Raw genomic sequence first — 16389 nt, forward strand, 5'->3', positions numbered from 1 at the left:
ATGACGATCAAACAAGCTGACCAAGCACGCGGCCTGTCACCACTACTAAAGAGTGCATCCTCATGGAGAAATAACAGCATCAAGCACACTGCAACCAGCACCTCCAAGAGTCACATCCAGAAACAGGACACCTGTCGGACCCAAGGAGGTGAAGTGCCACGATGCATCAGATCCCAACGTCTACACTATGTCTGGAACCGAACACAACGATGTTCATTCAATCACGCGCGGCAGCGCTGGCATCGCGCCGCGCACGGAATTCGGAATCCTCGCTCCAGTTCGGCCAGTGCCGACCGTCATCCGTCAACACGCGACCCAATGCGTACAGCACGGCCACATCACGCGCCGCGCCAGCAAATGTCCAATCTGGCTGCCACTCGTCACCCTGCTGGTGGTAACGCCGGGCCGTATAGTCATCTGAAGCCGCCTTGCCCGCCGTCAGACCACCGACCTCCCAATCCTGCCCAGCGGCGTATGAAATTGCAGGAACACCACGTTTAGCAAAAGAGAAATGATCCGAACGGAAAAAATGGCCCGCTTCCGGGTTTGGATCGGGGGTATAACGCAGCTTCCAGCGGGCAGCGACCTGCTCCAGCATATCCAGCAGATCCAGTTTGGCGGTGCCATAGATCCCAAAATCGCGGGACGGCCCCTGTGGATTCATCACGTCCATATTGATCACGGCCACGGTCTTCTCCAGCGGATACAGCGGATTGGACGCGTAGTACTCCGAACCCAGTAATCCCTTCTCCTCAGCCGTCACGGCCAGAAACAACACCGAACGCTGCGGCTGCGGCCCCTGAGCAAAGCCCCGCGCCAACTCCAGCAACGCCGCAGTGCCGCTGGCATTGTCCAGAGCACCGTTAAAGATGGTGTCACCTTTGGCGTCCGGCGCACCCACACCGAGGTGATCCCAGTGGGCGCTATAGATCAACGTCTCATCAGGGTGCGCACTGCCCTTCAGCCGCGCCACCACGTTATGCGAGGTGATAACCTCAGACTTCACCCGATAATCGGCACTCAAGGTCTGTCCCTTTAACACCACTGGTTTGAAATCGCGTGACTGGGCTTTGATCTTCAGCGCTTGAAAATCAAGGCCAGCGTCTTTAAACATCTGCACGGCCACATCGTGTTGGATCCAGGCTTCCAGCTTGGGGTGGAGCGTATCCGGATGCTCGCGAACCACGTCGAACATGCTGTTGGTGTTGGAACTGGCCACCGTCGCCCAGCCATAAGAGGCCGGAGCCGTCTCGTGCACAATCAACGCACCTACCGCACCTTGGCGCGCTGCCTCCTCGAACTTGTAAGTCCAACGGCCGTAATACGTCATGCCCTTGCCGTCAAAATCACCCTGGCCGGTTTCAAAGTCAGGATCATTGATCAGCATCACCGCAATCTTGCCCTTCAAGTCCACCCCTTTGAAATCATCCCAATGGCGCTCCGGCGCCTGCACCCCATAACCGACAAACACCAGCGGCACTGCATGCAATGCAACCTCGGATGATCCATCCAAAGGGGCGCGTACGGCGATGTCCTGCCCCTGGCTCAGGGGACGGTGCTTGCCAGCATGACTGAGCAGTAACCGTGGGTGACCAATGATTTCAGTACGCCGCAGTGGTACCGCCTGAGTCCATAGGCGCTTGCCGTCGGCCTGAAGATCGCCGCCGGGCTGCAACCCAGCCGTAGCGAACTGTTCACTCAAGTAGGCAATGGTCCTCTGCTCCCCAATACTGGCTGGGGCGCGACCCTGAAACGCGTCCGAAGCCAATTGCTTCACATCCTGCGACATGCGCTTGCCCTTAAACACCGGCGCTGTCTGTGCGAACACCATCGCAGACACCGACCACACCAGCACAGCCACTGCGATCCGCTTCATTAAGTAATACCTCGTCCAACCTGAAAATAGTCATCCAGTGTAAAGCAGGGCCTATTCATCATGCGCGCCCCGGAAATACCGGCTTTCCCTAAGGGCACTTAAATGATGTCGTTTATTAAACACCTCAGTAAGTTGGCACTTATCACTTGCTTATCGTTATGTTCCATACCGGCATTCAGCTACTCCATCAGTAATGGCAAGATCGTCGATGACAACGGGAATCAAATACATTTAAACGGTCTCAGCTGGTTTGGTTTCGAGACCCAGAACCACGTGTTACACGGCCTGTGGACACGCAACTGGAAAGATGTAATCACGCAGATGCAGAATCTCGGATTCAACGCGGTGCGTCTGCCGTTCTGTCCGGCCAGTCTGAAAAGCAGCACTTCACCGAGCAGCATTGATTACAGCCGCAATCAGGACTTGCAAGGCCTGAGTTCGATCGAAGTGCTGGACAAGGTCGTTAAAGAACTGAACGACCGCGGGATGTACGTGCTGCTGGACCACCATACGCCCGACTGCGCAGCAATTTCCGAGCTGTGGTACACGGATTCCTACAGCGAAACACAGTGGATTGATGACCTGCGCTTCCTGGCGCGCCGTTACAGCAAAATACCCGGCGTCATCGGCTTGGACGTGAAGAACGAACCACATGGCCGCGCCACCTGGGGCATTGGGGACCCCAAAACCGACTGGAACACCGCTGTTGAACATGCGGCAGCAGCCATCTTGCAGGCTGCACCCAAATGGCTGATCGCGGTCGAGGGCATCGGAGAGAATCCTAGCTGCTCCAGCAACATCGGGCATTTTTGGGGCGAGAACCTGGAACCCCTAGACTGTACTCCGCTGAACATTCCGCGCGACCACGTGCTCTTGACGCCACACACCTACGGACCAGATGTGTACGGACAGCCATACTTCAATGCCCCCAATTTCCCGGCCAACATGGCAGCCATCTGGGAGAAGCACTGGGGGCATTTCGTGCAAGCCGGCTACGCGATTGCGCTGGGTGAGTTCGGTGGCAAGTACGGTGAAGGTGATTCACGCGACGTAACCTGGCAAAACGCACTGGTGGACTATTTACGCGACAAAGGGATTACAGATGGCTTCTATTGGGCATTAAACGCGAACAGTGGCGACACCGGCGGCATCCTACGCGACGACTGGAGCAGCGTGCGTGACGACAAAGTTCGCCTACTGAGCAAACTGTGGGTTGCTAAGGGGGGCGGCAGCGTCCCGCATCCCAATCCAGGTCCCAACCCCAATCCAGGTCCCAACCCCAATCCAGGTCCCAACCCCAATCCAGGTCCCAACCCCAATCCAGGTCCCAACCCTAATCCAGGTCCCAACCCCAATCCAGGTCCCAACCCCAATCCAGGCCCCAACCCCAATCCAGGCCCCAACCCTGATCCGAGCGGCAACATTTCTTTTCGTACCATCGTGGACACCGATTGGAAAACCGGTTACTGCGAGCGCGTCCAGGTAACGAATACCGGCAACAGCCCCAACACCTGGACTATCAATGTTCCGATCAAGGGCAAGATCCAGAAGCTCTGGAGCGCATATGGGTCACAGAGTGGTGCCACGCTCATCGCTTATGGTATGGACTGGAACAAGACGCTTGCACCCAGTGGAATGCCGAATGCAACGACCGAATTCGGCTTTTGTGGATCATATTGAGGTGTTTTTCCCACTCCGGCGGCACACCGCCGCCGGAGCGGTTACAACGGCAGTACGCCGTGTCCAAAGAAACAACCATTGCGCACGATCAACGACGCCGCTGCCTTTCCGGCATGGCCGTGGGGATCGATGACGCGGATACAGACCGATAACACACTCCTGGCTCGCAACGCGAGCACCGTCGTGTTCGAACGACCAGACATCATCGGTATGAATCATGTGCCACCCGGTATTGCCGTCACCACGACACGCAACAGTGCATCGGGCCACGGCTGCACCGTGGTGATCCCCTGCAGTGCACACCCTGACATTGCACCCAACCAACACTGTCCAAGGACATTCAGCCACTGTGCAACAACCCGGTGGAGCACTCTGCATCGGGGATCTACGCCCATCAATAGCCCCAGTAACGCTATGACTCAATCAATCCAGCATCCAAAACGCATTTGCGAAACACGCCGCGACCCCCTAGGCTCGGCAGTCGATCCTATTCACGGAACCATACATGCTGCGTCCGCTGCCTCTGCTCATCACCGGCATTCTCGGTCTCGGGATTGCCACCTTTCTGCCCCGGGTCGATGCGACACCTGGCACGCTGGTGACAGCCAGCAGCGCGATTCCAGACATCGCCTACGAACGTTTCACCCTGCCCAATGGGTTGACCGTGATCGTCCATGAGGACCACAAAGCGCCCGTGGTCGCCGTCAACGTTTGGTATCACATCGGCTCGGCCGACGAGCCTGCCGGGAAAACCGGCTTCGCACATCTGTTTGAGCACTTGATGTTCTCTGGTTCTGAAAATCACAAGGGCAGTTACTTTCAGCCGTTTGAGAAGGTCGGTGCAACCGACATGAATGGCACCACCTGGTTTGACCGTACCAATTACTTCCAGACTGTACCGACTACGGCGCTAGACATGGCGCTTTGGATGGAATCAGACCGCATGGGCCATCTGCTTGATGCGATCGGCCAGAAGGAACTGGATACACAGCGTGGCGTGGTCCAGAACGAAAAACGCCAACGGGAGAACGTCCCCTACGGACGCGTGAACCAAAATATCCTGTCCAACCTCTTTCCAGCCAACCACCCGTATCAGCACAGCACGATCGGTTCGATGCAGGACCTGGAGGCCGCTTCGCTGGCCGATGTGAAAACCTGGTTTCATACCCATTACGGCGCCGCCAATGCCACATTGGTATTAGCCGGCGACATCACGGTGGCCACAGCACGCACCAAAGCGGCACAGTATTTCGGTGACATCCCCGCCGGCCCGCCGGTGGCACGCCAGCAACCCTGGATCACCCCACTGCCGGCGCAGCAGCACCGTGTGCAATACGATCACGTATCGCAGCCACGTGTGTATCGCACCTGGATAGCGCCGGAACTGGGAAGCGATGCTGTGGTTCAACTCGACTTGGCCACCACCATTCTCGGTGGCAGTAAAAGCTCCCGTCTGTATCAACGCCTGGTCTACCGGGACAAGCTGGCTGACGATGTATCAGCCGGTATTTCCCCATTCGCACTGGCTAGTCAACTACAGATCAACGCCGATGTGAAACCTGGGATAGATCCGACCAAGGTCGAAGCGGCGATTGCCGACGAATTGAAGAGGTTTTTGGCCGACGGCCCAAGTGATGACGAATTGCAACGCGCTCAGATAAGCTACCGTGCCGACTTCGTGCGCGGCCTTGAAAAGGTCGGTGGTAAGGCAGCGCTCCTGGCCGAGGGACAGCTTTACCTCAAAGATCCCGGCGCCTACAAGCTCGATCTGCAACGTGCTGCACAAGCCACACCGGACAGCGTCAAACACGCAGCAGCAACATGGTTCAGCAAGGGCGACTACCTGTTGACCGTGCTGCCGGCGGGCCCTGACTTCGATCCAATCGCCGAAGACAGGGCGGTGGTCGCACGCGCTGCCGAACCAGGCAAACCGGCAACCATGCTACCGTCCAAGGCTCATTACCACGTCACAGCGTCGCAGGTAGACCGCCGCACTGGCGTACCGGAAACAACTCAATTCCCACCGCTGAGCTTCCCTGCATTGCAGCGCAGCACGCTAAAAAACGGCATCGAAGTGATCCTGGCTGAACGGCACACCATCCCTGTCACCCAAATCCAGTTGCTCTTCGACGCTGGCTACGCCGCCGACCAGGACGGCAAGCCGGGTACGGCAAACTTCACCGCCACGTTAATGAACGAGAGCACCACATCGTTGGACTCGGTCGAAGTCTCGCAGCGGCGCCAGCGTCTAGGTGCCATGACCAGCATTTCCTGCAACCTCGACGCCTGTAATGCTTCACTTAATGCGCTCAACGATCAACTCGCACCATCGCTGCACCTGTTCGCCGACCTGGTACGCAACCCGGCGTTCAAGGCCGCAGACATCGAACGGGTACGCGGCCAATGGCTGGCCTCAATCGCGCAAGAGAAGACCCAGCCACAGGGATTGGCACTACGCATCCTGCCACTGTTGTTATATGGAAAGCAGCATCCCTACGGCATGCCGCTGACCGGTAGCGGTACTGAGGCAGCCATCCAAAGTCTAGCTGCCACAGACCTGAAGGATTTCCAGCAACGCTGGCTGCGCCCTGACAACGTGCGCATCCTGGTCGCCGGTAATACCACGCTTGAAACCATCATCCCGCAGTTAGAAGCCGTCTTTGGTGACTGGCACGCCCCAGCCATGATCAAGGGTCACAAACAGATGACCCACGTGGCCGCACAGCTCACGCCACATATATTCCTGATCCATCGGCCAGAAGCCCAGCAGTCATTGATTCTGACCGGCCTGCTCGCCCCCTCGACTAAGGATCCCGCCAATCTCGAAATCAATGTGGCCAACGGCGCCTTCGGTGGCACCTTCAGCTCACGCCTGAACATGAATCTGCGCGAGGACAAACGTTGGGCTTATGGTGCCAGTAGTGTCCTCATCAACGCACAAGGCCAACGTCCTTACCTATTCCTGGCCCCGGTACAAACCGACAAAACGGCCGCATCCATCGCCGAGATACAGAAGGAAGCACAGGCCGTGATCGGCAGCAGGCCCCTCACTCAAGCAGAAATCGACAAGATCAAGCATCAGCTCATCCGTGGCCTGCCGGGCAGTTATGAAACCACCGATGCAGTTCTGGATGCGGTCGAAGGCATTGTCCAGTACGAACGCCCAGACAACTACGTACAAACACTCAAACCGCATCTGGAAGCCATTGATCAAGCCAGCGTGGAGCGCGCCATCAAGCGCATCGTCGATCCGAATGCGATGACCTGGGTCATCATCGGTGATCTCAGCAAAATCGAAGCGCCGGTCCGCGCTCTGCATCTGGGCGCTGTCCGCGTACTGGACAGCGAGGGCCATCCAGCCACACCGCATTGAATCTTGTTGTCGACGCTCCAGGACAGAAGCGTGCGTCAGCAAGGCAAACGTGGGAAAGGGACGCATCGCACACACACCATGCTGGATCGTCCCTCACCCACCGCCAGCAGAATACGGTCAAAGGTTGCTCCAATAGACAAACATGCCTGACAACCTTGTTCGCTGCTGAACCAGATACTCCCCCCTACACATGCAACATGGGTATTGAATTAAACATTAAAGAACGTTGGTTGCCGCTGGGATACAGCATGTGTGATCTGCCGACCCCATCTCCGCGAGAGTCGTGCGATGCGCATGGTCAAGATCGCACCCAATCACTCACGCTCTCCGCAACACAGTGACTGCACCAGGGAACAGTAGAACGCACCAAACAACTGCGTACCGCTGTCTTGGATCGCAATAGATAACCTTCACCATGACGGAATAACCACGATACACGCACTACGACATCGGCCTCTGGTCTGCGTCCTAGAGTGCGTTATCGCCTTGTATAAGGGCGTTGCTGAGTATCAATGGTGCAAACAGCCACATGCAGCTCTGCCAAAAAAGTCGTGCATGCTTACGTTATCACAGACCAGCCGCAAGGCATGGCTATTTTATCCGCAACTGTATTTGGCCATCCCGTCGGGATGGCAGCAACACGCGTGTTTTTTGCCTAGACATACGTGACTCATCACAGTGCCGTCCCTTTTCCCAGTACCTTCTCTGCTGGCATCCGGACGGTATCACCCGTGGTCGACGCGACTTCACCTTGGCTCTATCCGGTCCGTCAAGTGCTGCACCAGTGACCGTATCTGGACACACACTCATCAGCCACAAGTAGCAATCATCTGCACGGCCAATCTAAAAACCCAACACGCCCTCTCATGAGCACCTGCACCCGCATCTTGCTCACCAAGGGTTGAGAACCTCAGGACATTGAGTAATCACTGTACCGGGTTGGCTTTGCGTGAGTGGGCGATGCGCAGGATCGAACGCAGCGGATTGACCATCACCTGGGACAAGACGGGATCCAATCAAATCAAGGCAGCCGATCGCCCATCCTACATGATGCGAGTAAGCCCGTAGAGCGTCGTTGCGTGTATGTGTCCTACGAGATTAAAGCCGGGGAGGCTCATCAAACGACCGTACCAAGCCGACCAGCCATGCCTAAGGGATGGGAAAAAAGACTCACGGCACTTGACTTCATGAGCCTCCACCACTCACCACGTAGACATCTCCGCAAACGGCGGCATAGGGTGCGTGCGCATCCACACACACCCATCAGTGCTGATCTCACACCCAAGTATCGTTGTCGAAATCCCCACCATCGTCAGCGAAACCGACGCTGCCATCGTCTTGTAACGATGGATCGGTGTCGTAGTAGTTGTTGGTGACAACATTCTCAACGATGGTCTCTTGTGGTGCGTTATTGGCATTACCGAAGAGCCCCCCGCCTTGGTGCCCCCCGAACAAATGCTCCAGGCCCTGAAACAAGAACATGCCGCCAGCGACACCCGCCGCAGTACTGGCGGCAGTGCCGAGGAAGCTACCTGCACCCGAGGGCGCCGCTTGCTGTACTGGCGCCGCTTGCTGTACTGGCGCTGGACTGCTGCCAAACAGACGCTCACGCCAGCTTGGATGTGCTGGCGGCGGGGATACTGGCGGCGGCGGTGCCGTCTGCTGAGCGCCCCAGCCAGTTTGACCGAGGAAACTGCTATTACCAGAACCAGCCTCGTGTCCAGTAGCGGCTTGCTGAAGCTGTGCAATCTGGGTTTGCGCCGACGTTAGCGCTTGTTCAAGTAATAACGCACGTTGCACCAGGAGATAGGCCGCATCAGGATGACCAGCGAGGCGGTCGGAGATTAACGCTTCGGCTTGAGGGTCTTTCACAACTCCTCCAGCGCCGCGCAATCGCGTCAAAAAATCGTCGAGAAGCTTTTGTTCATATGGATTCATATCATTCACCGGAAACATGAGCCGACCTTGTGACGGCATTAGACACCATACAACATGGGAACGCTTCAGCCGAGCAGAATTCTTTCAGCTCATACAGGTACATCATCTATTCATCCTTGGCGTGATGGTGTCAGAGCGCACTGCAACCATAGGCCGCGGAACTCCACCCACAACGCAACACCTGAGGATCACGGGCCCAATGCGGTGATGTCGCTACTGACCATGTGCCGTGAGCACGCCGTAGGCCTCAAGGACATCACCTATCCACCCTCATCTGGCTTGGGTACGATCCCAGCCTGCTCTTTTGCCAGCCACGCAGGCCGCCTTACATGCATATGCCCCACTACACCGGCCCGTTGCTGACTCGCACCATGAGTGACGCACTGCAAGAGGCACGGAGCCGCGGTGCGGCCACATGGTCAGGCTCATTTGACCTGGAACGCACGCATGCGCAGGTGCGGATCGATACCGATGCCTGGCATTTAGAGACGCAGTCCTATCCGTATCCAAGCCAACTGAAGGAACGCACGCTTTACTACTGGGACGGTGACGACTTCGCGGCGATCTCGCGCTTCAGCGGCTCACTGATCAAGCTGGTCCCTACTCCGTGGGGGGCACCCACTTTCGAGATTGATGGCATCAAGATGCTACCGTCGATGCGAGTGTCTCCTTTCGAGGACGCGCGACGCAAAGTGGCTCTGGTCATGCCACAAGGCAAGATGGTGCTGGACACCTGCGGCGGACTCGGCTATTTCGCAGCCTGCTGTCTGGAAGCCGGCGCTATTCACATCCGCTCGTTTGAAAAGAATCCTGATGTTCTGTGGCTGCGCACACTCAACCCCTGGTCTCCAGACCCGGAGGTGGCACACGTCAGCAAGCACCTTCAGTTGGTCCGTGGGGATATCGCGGAAGCCATCAAGGATTTGCCGGATGCCAGTTTCGGCGCCATTCTGCACGATCCTCCGCGCTTCAGTATTGCCGGGGAGTTATACGCACTACGCTTTTACGATCAGTTGGCACGGGTACTGCGCCGTGGCGGACATCTGTTCCACTACACCGGCACACCAAATCAGCTGAGTCATGGCCGTGATGTGCCGCGCGAAGTCGCACGACGATTGGAGAAAGCCGGTTTTCGAAGCACGCTGACACTGGATGGAGTGATCGCACAACGCCGCTAACAGCCATACATCGGACACTGAAGACGCGCATGCCGATTCACACCACGTGTGCAGGCAGATGAGGAATATCTAGTTAGTGAGTAGGCATTACTGCAATCGATATTGCAGTAATGCGGGGTCTTTTGCTGCGCTCACCGTTGACCATCAGCAGATAGATGCACCAACCCAAGGACTCGAACAACACACAACAATCAGCACGACCACACGCTGTCAGAGTGGAGAGGCACATCTTCAACACATCCTGACGACAACGGAACTCTGTCAACACGACGACAGCAATGCCTGTATGACGCTCAGCATGCCATTGACGTCAACACCGGGTGGTGACCTCTGATCGCAGACACTCTTCAGCAATCAAGGGCGGCACTGCCACGGCAAACACTCGCTAAGCACCTGCGGATCGCTCTGACAAGCGATGCGACGTGCTGCCTGATACCTCCCTCCATCCTGAGCAAGGGTCCACGGTCACATCACATCGAGTCACTCCCAGACATCAGTCAAGCTGCCGCGCTGAGGTCAGTGTACTTAAAGCTGTTTTACACGCTTCAATCAGCAGCGCAAGGCACACTCGTCATCCTACCTACAGCATCGAGTTCCAATCCTTCCAAGCTTGCACCAACAACGGCCAAGCATGGATCAGTATCACAGGACGGTAAGTGTTACCGCGATTGTCCAGATAACAACAAACGTGAAAAGTCTCTGGGGGCAAGAGCCGTCCTGGCTATGAACCGCCTGCTCACAGCAGGATCAGGTACTCAAAGAGCACCGACGCCAGCGGTAATATTCAGGCTGCCACCCCACTCAGCTGCAACAACAACCTGAAGCAGTGTCGGCTTTACTCGGAAAACTGGACATTCCCATCGACAGCATAGGCTTTGGAGGCCGCATGCTTGGGCAAGCCAGGCAGCGTATCGATAAGCGTCTGGCCACGGATGTCTGTCATGCGGATCGACAACGGTTGGTTACCCAGTCGGCTGCCGACAAAGTAGTTGTAATTCTTTTTTGGCAAATTCAACCAGGCACCATCCTGACATACCTCCAGTTTGAGCACTGGATACCTATGCTGGCGTACTTGGATCGCTGCCCACCATCCCGAGCTCCCCTTTTTCACCCGATACATCACGTTGCCGCTCACCGGTGCAGAGACTACTTTCCATTGCACCGGGATACGCCCCTGGGCGATGTTGCCGATACTGGCAAATGCGTTCGGCGAAAGATCTAATCCACCAGAAGATCCGGTGGGATATCGATCTGTTACATAGACGGTCGTGCTTCCCTTCGGACCTTGCACACGCAGGTAAGCACCGGCCATCGCAGCGGGGACCCCTCCCAGATTAAGTTGAGTGGGATTCAGTGCGGTGATATGCGCATCGGACTGGATCGGATCCAGCATCAATGCGCCGCCCTTGTAACCAGAATAGGTATAGGTGGCAGTACCACGGAAAGAGGTGTCCCACCCATCAATCGGCATGCTGCTGTCACTCGCAACACATTCACTGGTATCTGTCCCTGTTTGATGCGTACTCGCATTACTCTCAGTGGCAACATCCACACGGCTCACCCCCCACCAACGATGCAGCTGCGCAACCAATGCTACCCGTGGGGTACGCCCGTCTTTATCCAACATGCCAAACGGCACCTGTGCTGAGGTCATCCAAGAGGCATGAAAACCATCGCGTATGCCGAGTGCCAGCAATGCATCCACCCGATGCCCGAGCTGTACCGCATCCGTGGCATCCAGGGAGTTGGGTAACACCGGATGCTTTCCCACTAATGCGGCGAGCTCAGCATGCCAAGCAATACGCTCAGCTTCAGTATCGAGGCCACTGCTCGTTAAGCGCGGCAGCAACAACACATTTCGATCAGGCACGTGTAACGGTACACAATGCTGCGATTGTAGGTTGTCATCGGACATGGGTGCGGCTGCATCCAAGCATGGTGGATGGGCAGCAACACTCTGCACACCGATCAGCCAGTCAGGAGCAATCGCCAAAATTGCAGCAGCGGCACGCTCGGCGGCACGGTTCCAATCACGCGCCAGATCACCGCTACCCTGAAGTGCGCCGCTGTATGCCATGTCGGCCAAGTCCACGCCAATGACCGCCTTTTGTTGAGCACGATAGCGCGACGCGATGAATTGTAGATCGGCAATCCATTGATGCTCTGGTTCATCCGCGCTGTACCATAACGGGTCTTGACTCAGGGCACACCCCAGACCGTGATACGCCAGGAGGACCCGCATACCACGTTGCCCAGCTTCATCCACGATCGCGTCGGCAAGTTCCAACGCGCTACGTCCCTTCAGATCGGGATTGCGCCCAAGATCCAGGTTGACGGGCATCGCACCATGCAAGCTGGCCGAACACAGCGGCAGACGGATCGCATTAATGCCTAGCTTCTGCATCTGGTCGAGTACCTCACGCCAGTTACGCTGATCCAACCCTTGCGGCATGTGCTGGAGCGTTTCCAAACCACGCCAGTTAACGCCGTGGAGCGCCTCGACAAAGTGTGCATCAGGCACTGGATTTTGGGCCTCAACCGTTCCACCGTACATCACTGACACCACGCAGCCACACACCGCAAGCCAAAGTAAGATCGTCAAGCGTCGCATCTCATACCTCGTTTGTGCTGGACTGACACATAGCACTGCCAATATCGCAGCGCTGTGTTAGTGAAGGCTATCAACCAAGCCGATCATATCTGTATCCAGGCTACTTCATCACCGCCGCAACGGTCACTTCACGTGTGCAATCAATACCTGATGACGCCGTACTTCACCTTGCAATCGTCAAACGGAACACCCTGACCGAGCCAATTCTCCCAATTGCCATGAGCAGCGCTCACAACAGCCAAAGCAGATGGACTGCTCGATGGACGCATCAATTTAAGATCAAACGACAGGTTCGAACATGCGGCAATGTCCGGTCGAAATTCAGGAAAACGCGGCGGCAACTACTATCCACTCCATCTTTAAACAGCGTGTAATGCTGTGTCATTTGCTCACTTTGCTGAGACTGCGCTTGTGGCAGCGGCTCGCTCTCATCATTTCACAGCATCAGCACTGACTTCACAACTCCGACACACATCTGCGTCACCTGACGTGTGTTGCTCCGCACCGCCCCACCACACCGGTGTAGATAGCAACTGCTCAGCACACACTTTCACCGCAACAACTTAACCCTCCCAAAGTGTTTAACGATACAAACCAACTTGCATCCAAAACTAAAGAGTTAAACGGCATCGTTATTTATCAACGGACCCAATCTGATGCCTACCAGCGGCTACAGCCGAAATACACAAAATCACACCAGCACAAACAAAGCATTCATCCAACGGGATTGGAATCTACGAGTGTACGGTCCAACAATCTGCAGCGAGATCATCGAATACAGTCGATGCCTCAAAGCTAATAAGCCTCCCATCAAGGCATCTCTGAAGATCGGGGGTCTGAAATTCAAGTCACTAGACCATGGCAATGTTTGTACTTTTTACCACTACCACAAGGACACGGATCGTTGCGACCAACTTTGGGCGTATCACGAATGACCTGGGCGACGGTCGCCACTTGGCCGGCAGACTGGCGCTGTAACGAAGCAACGTCATCATCGGCACCGTAGCCGCCCGACTCTTGATGCTGAAACTGTGATTGACGTAACAAGGCATCGATCTGACGACGCTCCTGTTCCTCCAGCGCAGCCATTTCTTCCTCGCTACGGATACGCATCCGCGCGAGCGAGGCAATCACCTCACGCTTTACATGCTCCAACATTTCGGAGAACAACTCGAATGCTTCACGTTTGTACTCTTGCTTAGGCTGCTTTTGCGCATAGCCACGCAAGTGAATACCTTGGCGCAAGTAATCCATTGTGGCTAGATGTTCCTTCCAACATTGGTCAAGCACCGTCAACATCACATGCTTTTCCAGCGCACGCATCGTCTCGGAACCGATAGAAGCCTCTCTTTCAGCACAATGTTTATCCACCGCATCCTGCACCAGAAGAGTAATCCGCTCGGCGTCGACTTCCTCGCGACCCTCGAGCATCTCTATCAGTGGCAGATGTAAACCCCATTCACTTTGCAGGGTAGCCTGCAAACCAGGCAAATCCCATTGCTCGTCAATGGAATGGGCTGGTACGAAACGCGCCACCAGAACGTCAATCACATCGTGGCGGATACTATCAATGTTCTCTTTAACCGATTCGGCATCAAGTAGTTCATCACGCTGAGCGTAGATCACCTTACGCTGATCGTTGTTGACGTCGTCGTAATCGAGCAAATTCTTGCGGATGTCGAAATTGTGAGCTTCAACCTTACGCTGTGCCCTCTCGATTTGGCGAGTCACTCGACGGTCTTCGATAACGTCGTCTTCCTTCATACCCATCAAACGCATCACCTTCTGCACCCATTCGGAAGCGAAGATACGCATCAAGCTGTCCTCAAGGGACAGGTAGAAACGCGACGAACCCGGGTCGCCCTGTCGTCCTGCACGACCACGTAATTGATTATCGATACGACGGCTCTCATGACGCTCCGTACCTATAATGTGCAGGCCACCAGCAGTCTTAACTGCCTCGTGACGGCGGTTCCATGCATTCTTTGCTCGAAACCGATCTTCCTCGCTCGCATTCGGGCCGAGTTCAGCCAGTACAGCATCAAGCGAACCGCCAAGAACAATGTCGGTACCACGACCAGCCATGTTGGTGGCAATTGTCACAGCACTAGGAAGCCCAGCGTTAGCAACGATGGTCGCTTCACGCTCATGCTGTTTGGCATTCAGGACTTCGTGCTTGACCTTAGCCTTGTGTAGATGTTCGGACAACATCTCCGAGATTTCGATAGAAGTGGTACCAACCAATACCGGTTGACCACGCTGAGCGCAGCCTTTGATGTCTTCCAATACTGCATTGAACTTGCTCTTGCGGTTAAGAAAGACTTGATCGGGATAATCCTTGCGAACGGTCGGCTTGTTGGTTGGGATGACCACGACTTCCAGTCCGTAGATATTCTGGAATTCATAAGCTTCTGTGTCCGCAGTCCCTGTCATGCCGGACAGCTTTTTGTAGATACGAAACAGGTTCTGGAAGGTAATCGATGCCAGCGTCTGATTCTCGCGTTGTACAGGTACACCTTCCTTCGCTTCAATCGCTTGGTGCAAACCATCGGACCAGCGCCGGCCTGACAGGGTGCGTCCGGTAAATTCGTCGACGATCACTACTTCACCATCACGAACGATGTAGTCCACATCGCGTTGATAAAGCGCGTGGGCACGCAGCGCAGCGTTGATATGGTGGACCACGCTCAGATTCTGCGCAGCATACAAACTATCATCGCCTTCACCCAGAATGCCGGCTTGATGGAGCAGTTCCTCGGCACGTTCCATACCAACCTCGGACAGATGCACTTGCTTGCTCTTTTCGTCAACCCAGTAGTCGCCCTCTGCTTCCTCGTTCTTCTGCCGGGTCAGATGTGGAATGATGCGATTTACTCGGATATAAAGATCCGGCGACTCATCGGCCGGACCAGAAATGATGAGCGGAGTACGGGCTTCGTCGATGAGGATCGAGTCCACTTCGTCAACAATCGCATAATGCAACCCACGCTGGTAACGATCAGCTTTAGACAGCGCCATATTGTCCCGCAGGTAATCGAAGCCAAACTCATTATTAGTGCCGTAGGTGATGTCAGCACGGTAGGCAGCATGCTTGTCACTATGTGGCATCCCTGGATAAACCACACCCACGCTCAAACCCAACCAGTTGTACAGCCTGCCCATATGGGCAGCATCGCGGCGAGCCAGATAATCGTTCACGGTCACCACGTGTACGCCCTTGCCTTCCAGTGCATTCAAATAGACTGGCAACGTCGCCACCAGGGTCTTGCCTTCACCGGTACGCATCTCGGCAATTTTGCCCAAATGCAGCACCATGCCACCGATCAACTGCACGTCGTAGTGGCGCATACCTAGCACGCGGCGACTGGCCTCACGGCATACTGCAAAGGCCTCAGGCAGCAATTTATCCAACGACTTACCGTCTTGGATGGACTGTTTGAATTCCGTAGTCTTAGCCTGCAGCGCCTTGTCGGGAAGCTTCTGCAATTCCGTCTCCAAAGCGTTGATCTTGGCCACGATGGAGTTGAGTTGGCGAAGCTGGCGTTCGTTGCGACTGCCAAAAACGCGGGTAAGCAAACTGTTGATCATTGAGGCAACCGGTTGAAAAGGAACGGTCTATTAGACGCCGGATCCTTAGGGGATCGGAACGCCGTCAGCAAAAACAGGGCGCACTGCACCCTGTTCGTGGTCAATCCACATTGTAGCTCGGGGCAGTCCCCCGTGAATTCAACCC

The 16389-nt window shown here is 55.7% G+C and carries 8 protein-coding genes; 3 read left to right on the plus strand and 5 right to left on the minus strand.

Annotated elements, in window-relative coordinates; translation table 11 throughout:
- Positions 1–217 precede the first annotated feature (217 nt).
- Positions 218–1876, minus strand: coding sequence for a M28 family metallopeptidase (locus PLS229_RS11420; protein ID WP_038269755.1), 1659 nt, complete (start codon positions 1874–1876; stop codon positions 218–220).
- Between the two features lie 105 nt (positions 1877–1981).
- Between PLS229_RS11420 and PLS229_RS11425 the strand changes: the two genes are divergently transcribed.
- Positions 1982–3556: a glycoside hydrolase family 5 protein gene (locus PLS229_RS11425; RefSeq protein ID WP_114867228.1), complete on the plus strand. Its 1575-nt coding sequence runs from the start codon at positions 1982–1984 to the stop codon at positions 3554–3556.
- A gap of 41 nt (positions 3557–3597) precedes the next feature.
- Here the strand turns inward: PLS229_RS11425 and PLS229_RS11430 are convergent, their stop codons facing one another.
- Entirely contained in the window at positions 3598–3762 is a 165-nt protein-coding gene (locus PLS229_RS11430) for a hypothetical protein (RefSeq protein WP_160165104.1), read from the minus strand.
- A gap of 299 nt (positions 3763–4061) precedes the next feature.
- Here PLS229_RS11430 and PLS229_RS11435 point away from each other — a divergent pair, with 299 nt between their 5' ends.
- Positions 4062–6929, plus strand: coding sequence for a M16 family metallopeptidase (locus PLS229_RS11435; protein WP_038269753.1), 2868 nt, complete (start codon positions 4062–4064; stop codon positions 6927–6929).
- Between the two features lie 1275 nt (positions 6930–8204).
- Here the strand turns inward: PLS229_RS11435 and PLS229_RS11440 are convergent.
- The gene (locus tag PLS229_RS11440; protein WP_325065061.1) at positions 8205–8906 is read right to left on the minus strand and encodes a DUF2076 domain-containing protein; all 702 of its coding nucleotides are present in this window, start codon (positions 8904–8906) and stop codon (positions 8205–8207) included.
- A gap of 296 nt (positions 8907–9202) precedes the next feature.
- On the opposite strand from PLS229_RS11440, the gene PLS229_RS11445 reads away from it, so the two are divergent.
- A complete protein-coding gene (locus tag PLS229_RS11445) occupies positions 9203–10045 on the plus strand; it encodes a class I SAM-dependent methyltransferase (RefSeq protein WP_038269747.1) in 843 nt (280 codons plus the stop codon).
- A gap of 835 nt (positions 10046–10880) precedes the next feature.
- Here PLS229_RS11445 and PLS229_RS12595 read toward each other — a convergent pair.
- On the minus strand, positions 10881–12656 hold the full coding sequence (locus PLS229_RS12595) for an expansin EXLX1 family cellulose-binding protein (protein ID WP_038269744.1): 1776 nt from the start codon (positions 12654–12656) through the stop codon (positions 10881–10883).
- An 843-nt stretch (positions 12657–13499) separates the two neighbouring features.
- Positions 13500–16244: a preprotein translocase subunit SecA gene (secA, locus tag PLS229_RS11455; protein WP_038269738.1), complete on the minus strand. Its 2745-nt coding sequence runs from the start codon at positions 16242–16244 to the stop codon at positions 13500–13502.
- Positions 16245–16389 lie beyond the last annotated feature (145 nt).

Source organism: Xylella taiwanensis, assembly GCF_013177435.1.
GTDB classification, from domain to species: domain Bacteria; phylum Pseudomonadota; class Gammaproteobacteria; order Xanthomonadales; family Xanthomonadaceae; genus Xylella; species Xylella taiwanensis.

Bases quoted from the DNA above. Each gene is read 5' to 3' on its own strand.
- PLS229_RS11420 (WP_038269755.1), bottom strand. From the start codon at position 1,876: ATGAAGCGGATCGCAGTGGCTGTGCTGGTGTGGTCGGTGTCTGCGATG.
- PLS229_RS11425 (WP_114867228.1), top strand. From the start codon at position 1,982: ATGTCGTTTATTAAACACCTCAGTAAGTTGGCACTTATCACTTGCTTA.
- PLS229_RS11430 (WP_160165104.1), bottom strand. From the start codon at position 3,762: ATGATGTCTGGTCGTTCGAACACGACGGTGCTCGCGTTGCGAGCCAGG.
- PLS229_RS11435 (WP_038269753.1), top strand. From the start codon at position 4,062: ATGCTGCGTCCGCTGCCTCTGCTCATCACCGGCATTCTCGGTCTCGGG.
- PLS229_RS11440 (WP_325065061.1), bottom strand. From the start codon at position 8,906: ATGCCGTCACAAGGTCGGCTCATGTTTCCGGTGAATGATATGAATCCA.
- PLS229_RS11445 (WP_038269747.1), top strand. From the start codon at position 9,203: ATGCCCCACTACACCGGCCCGTTGCTGACTCGCACCATGAGTGACGCA.
- PLS229_RS12595 (WP_038269744.1), bottom strand. From the start codon at position 12,656: ATGCGACGCTTGACGATCTTACTTTGGCTTGCGGTGTGTGGCTGCGTG.
- secA (WP_038269738.1), bottom strand. From the start codon at position 16,244: ATGATCAACAGTTTGCTTACCCGCGTTTTTGGCAGTCGCAACGAACGC.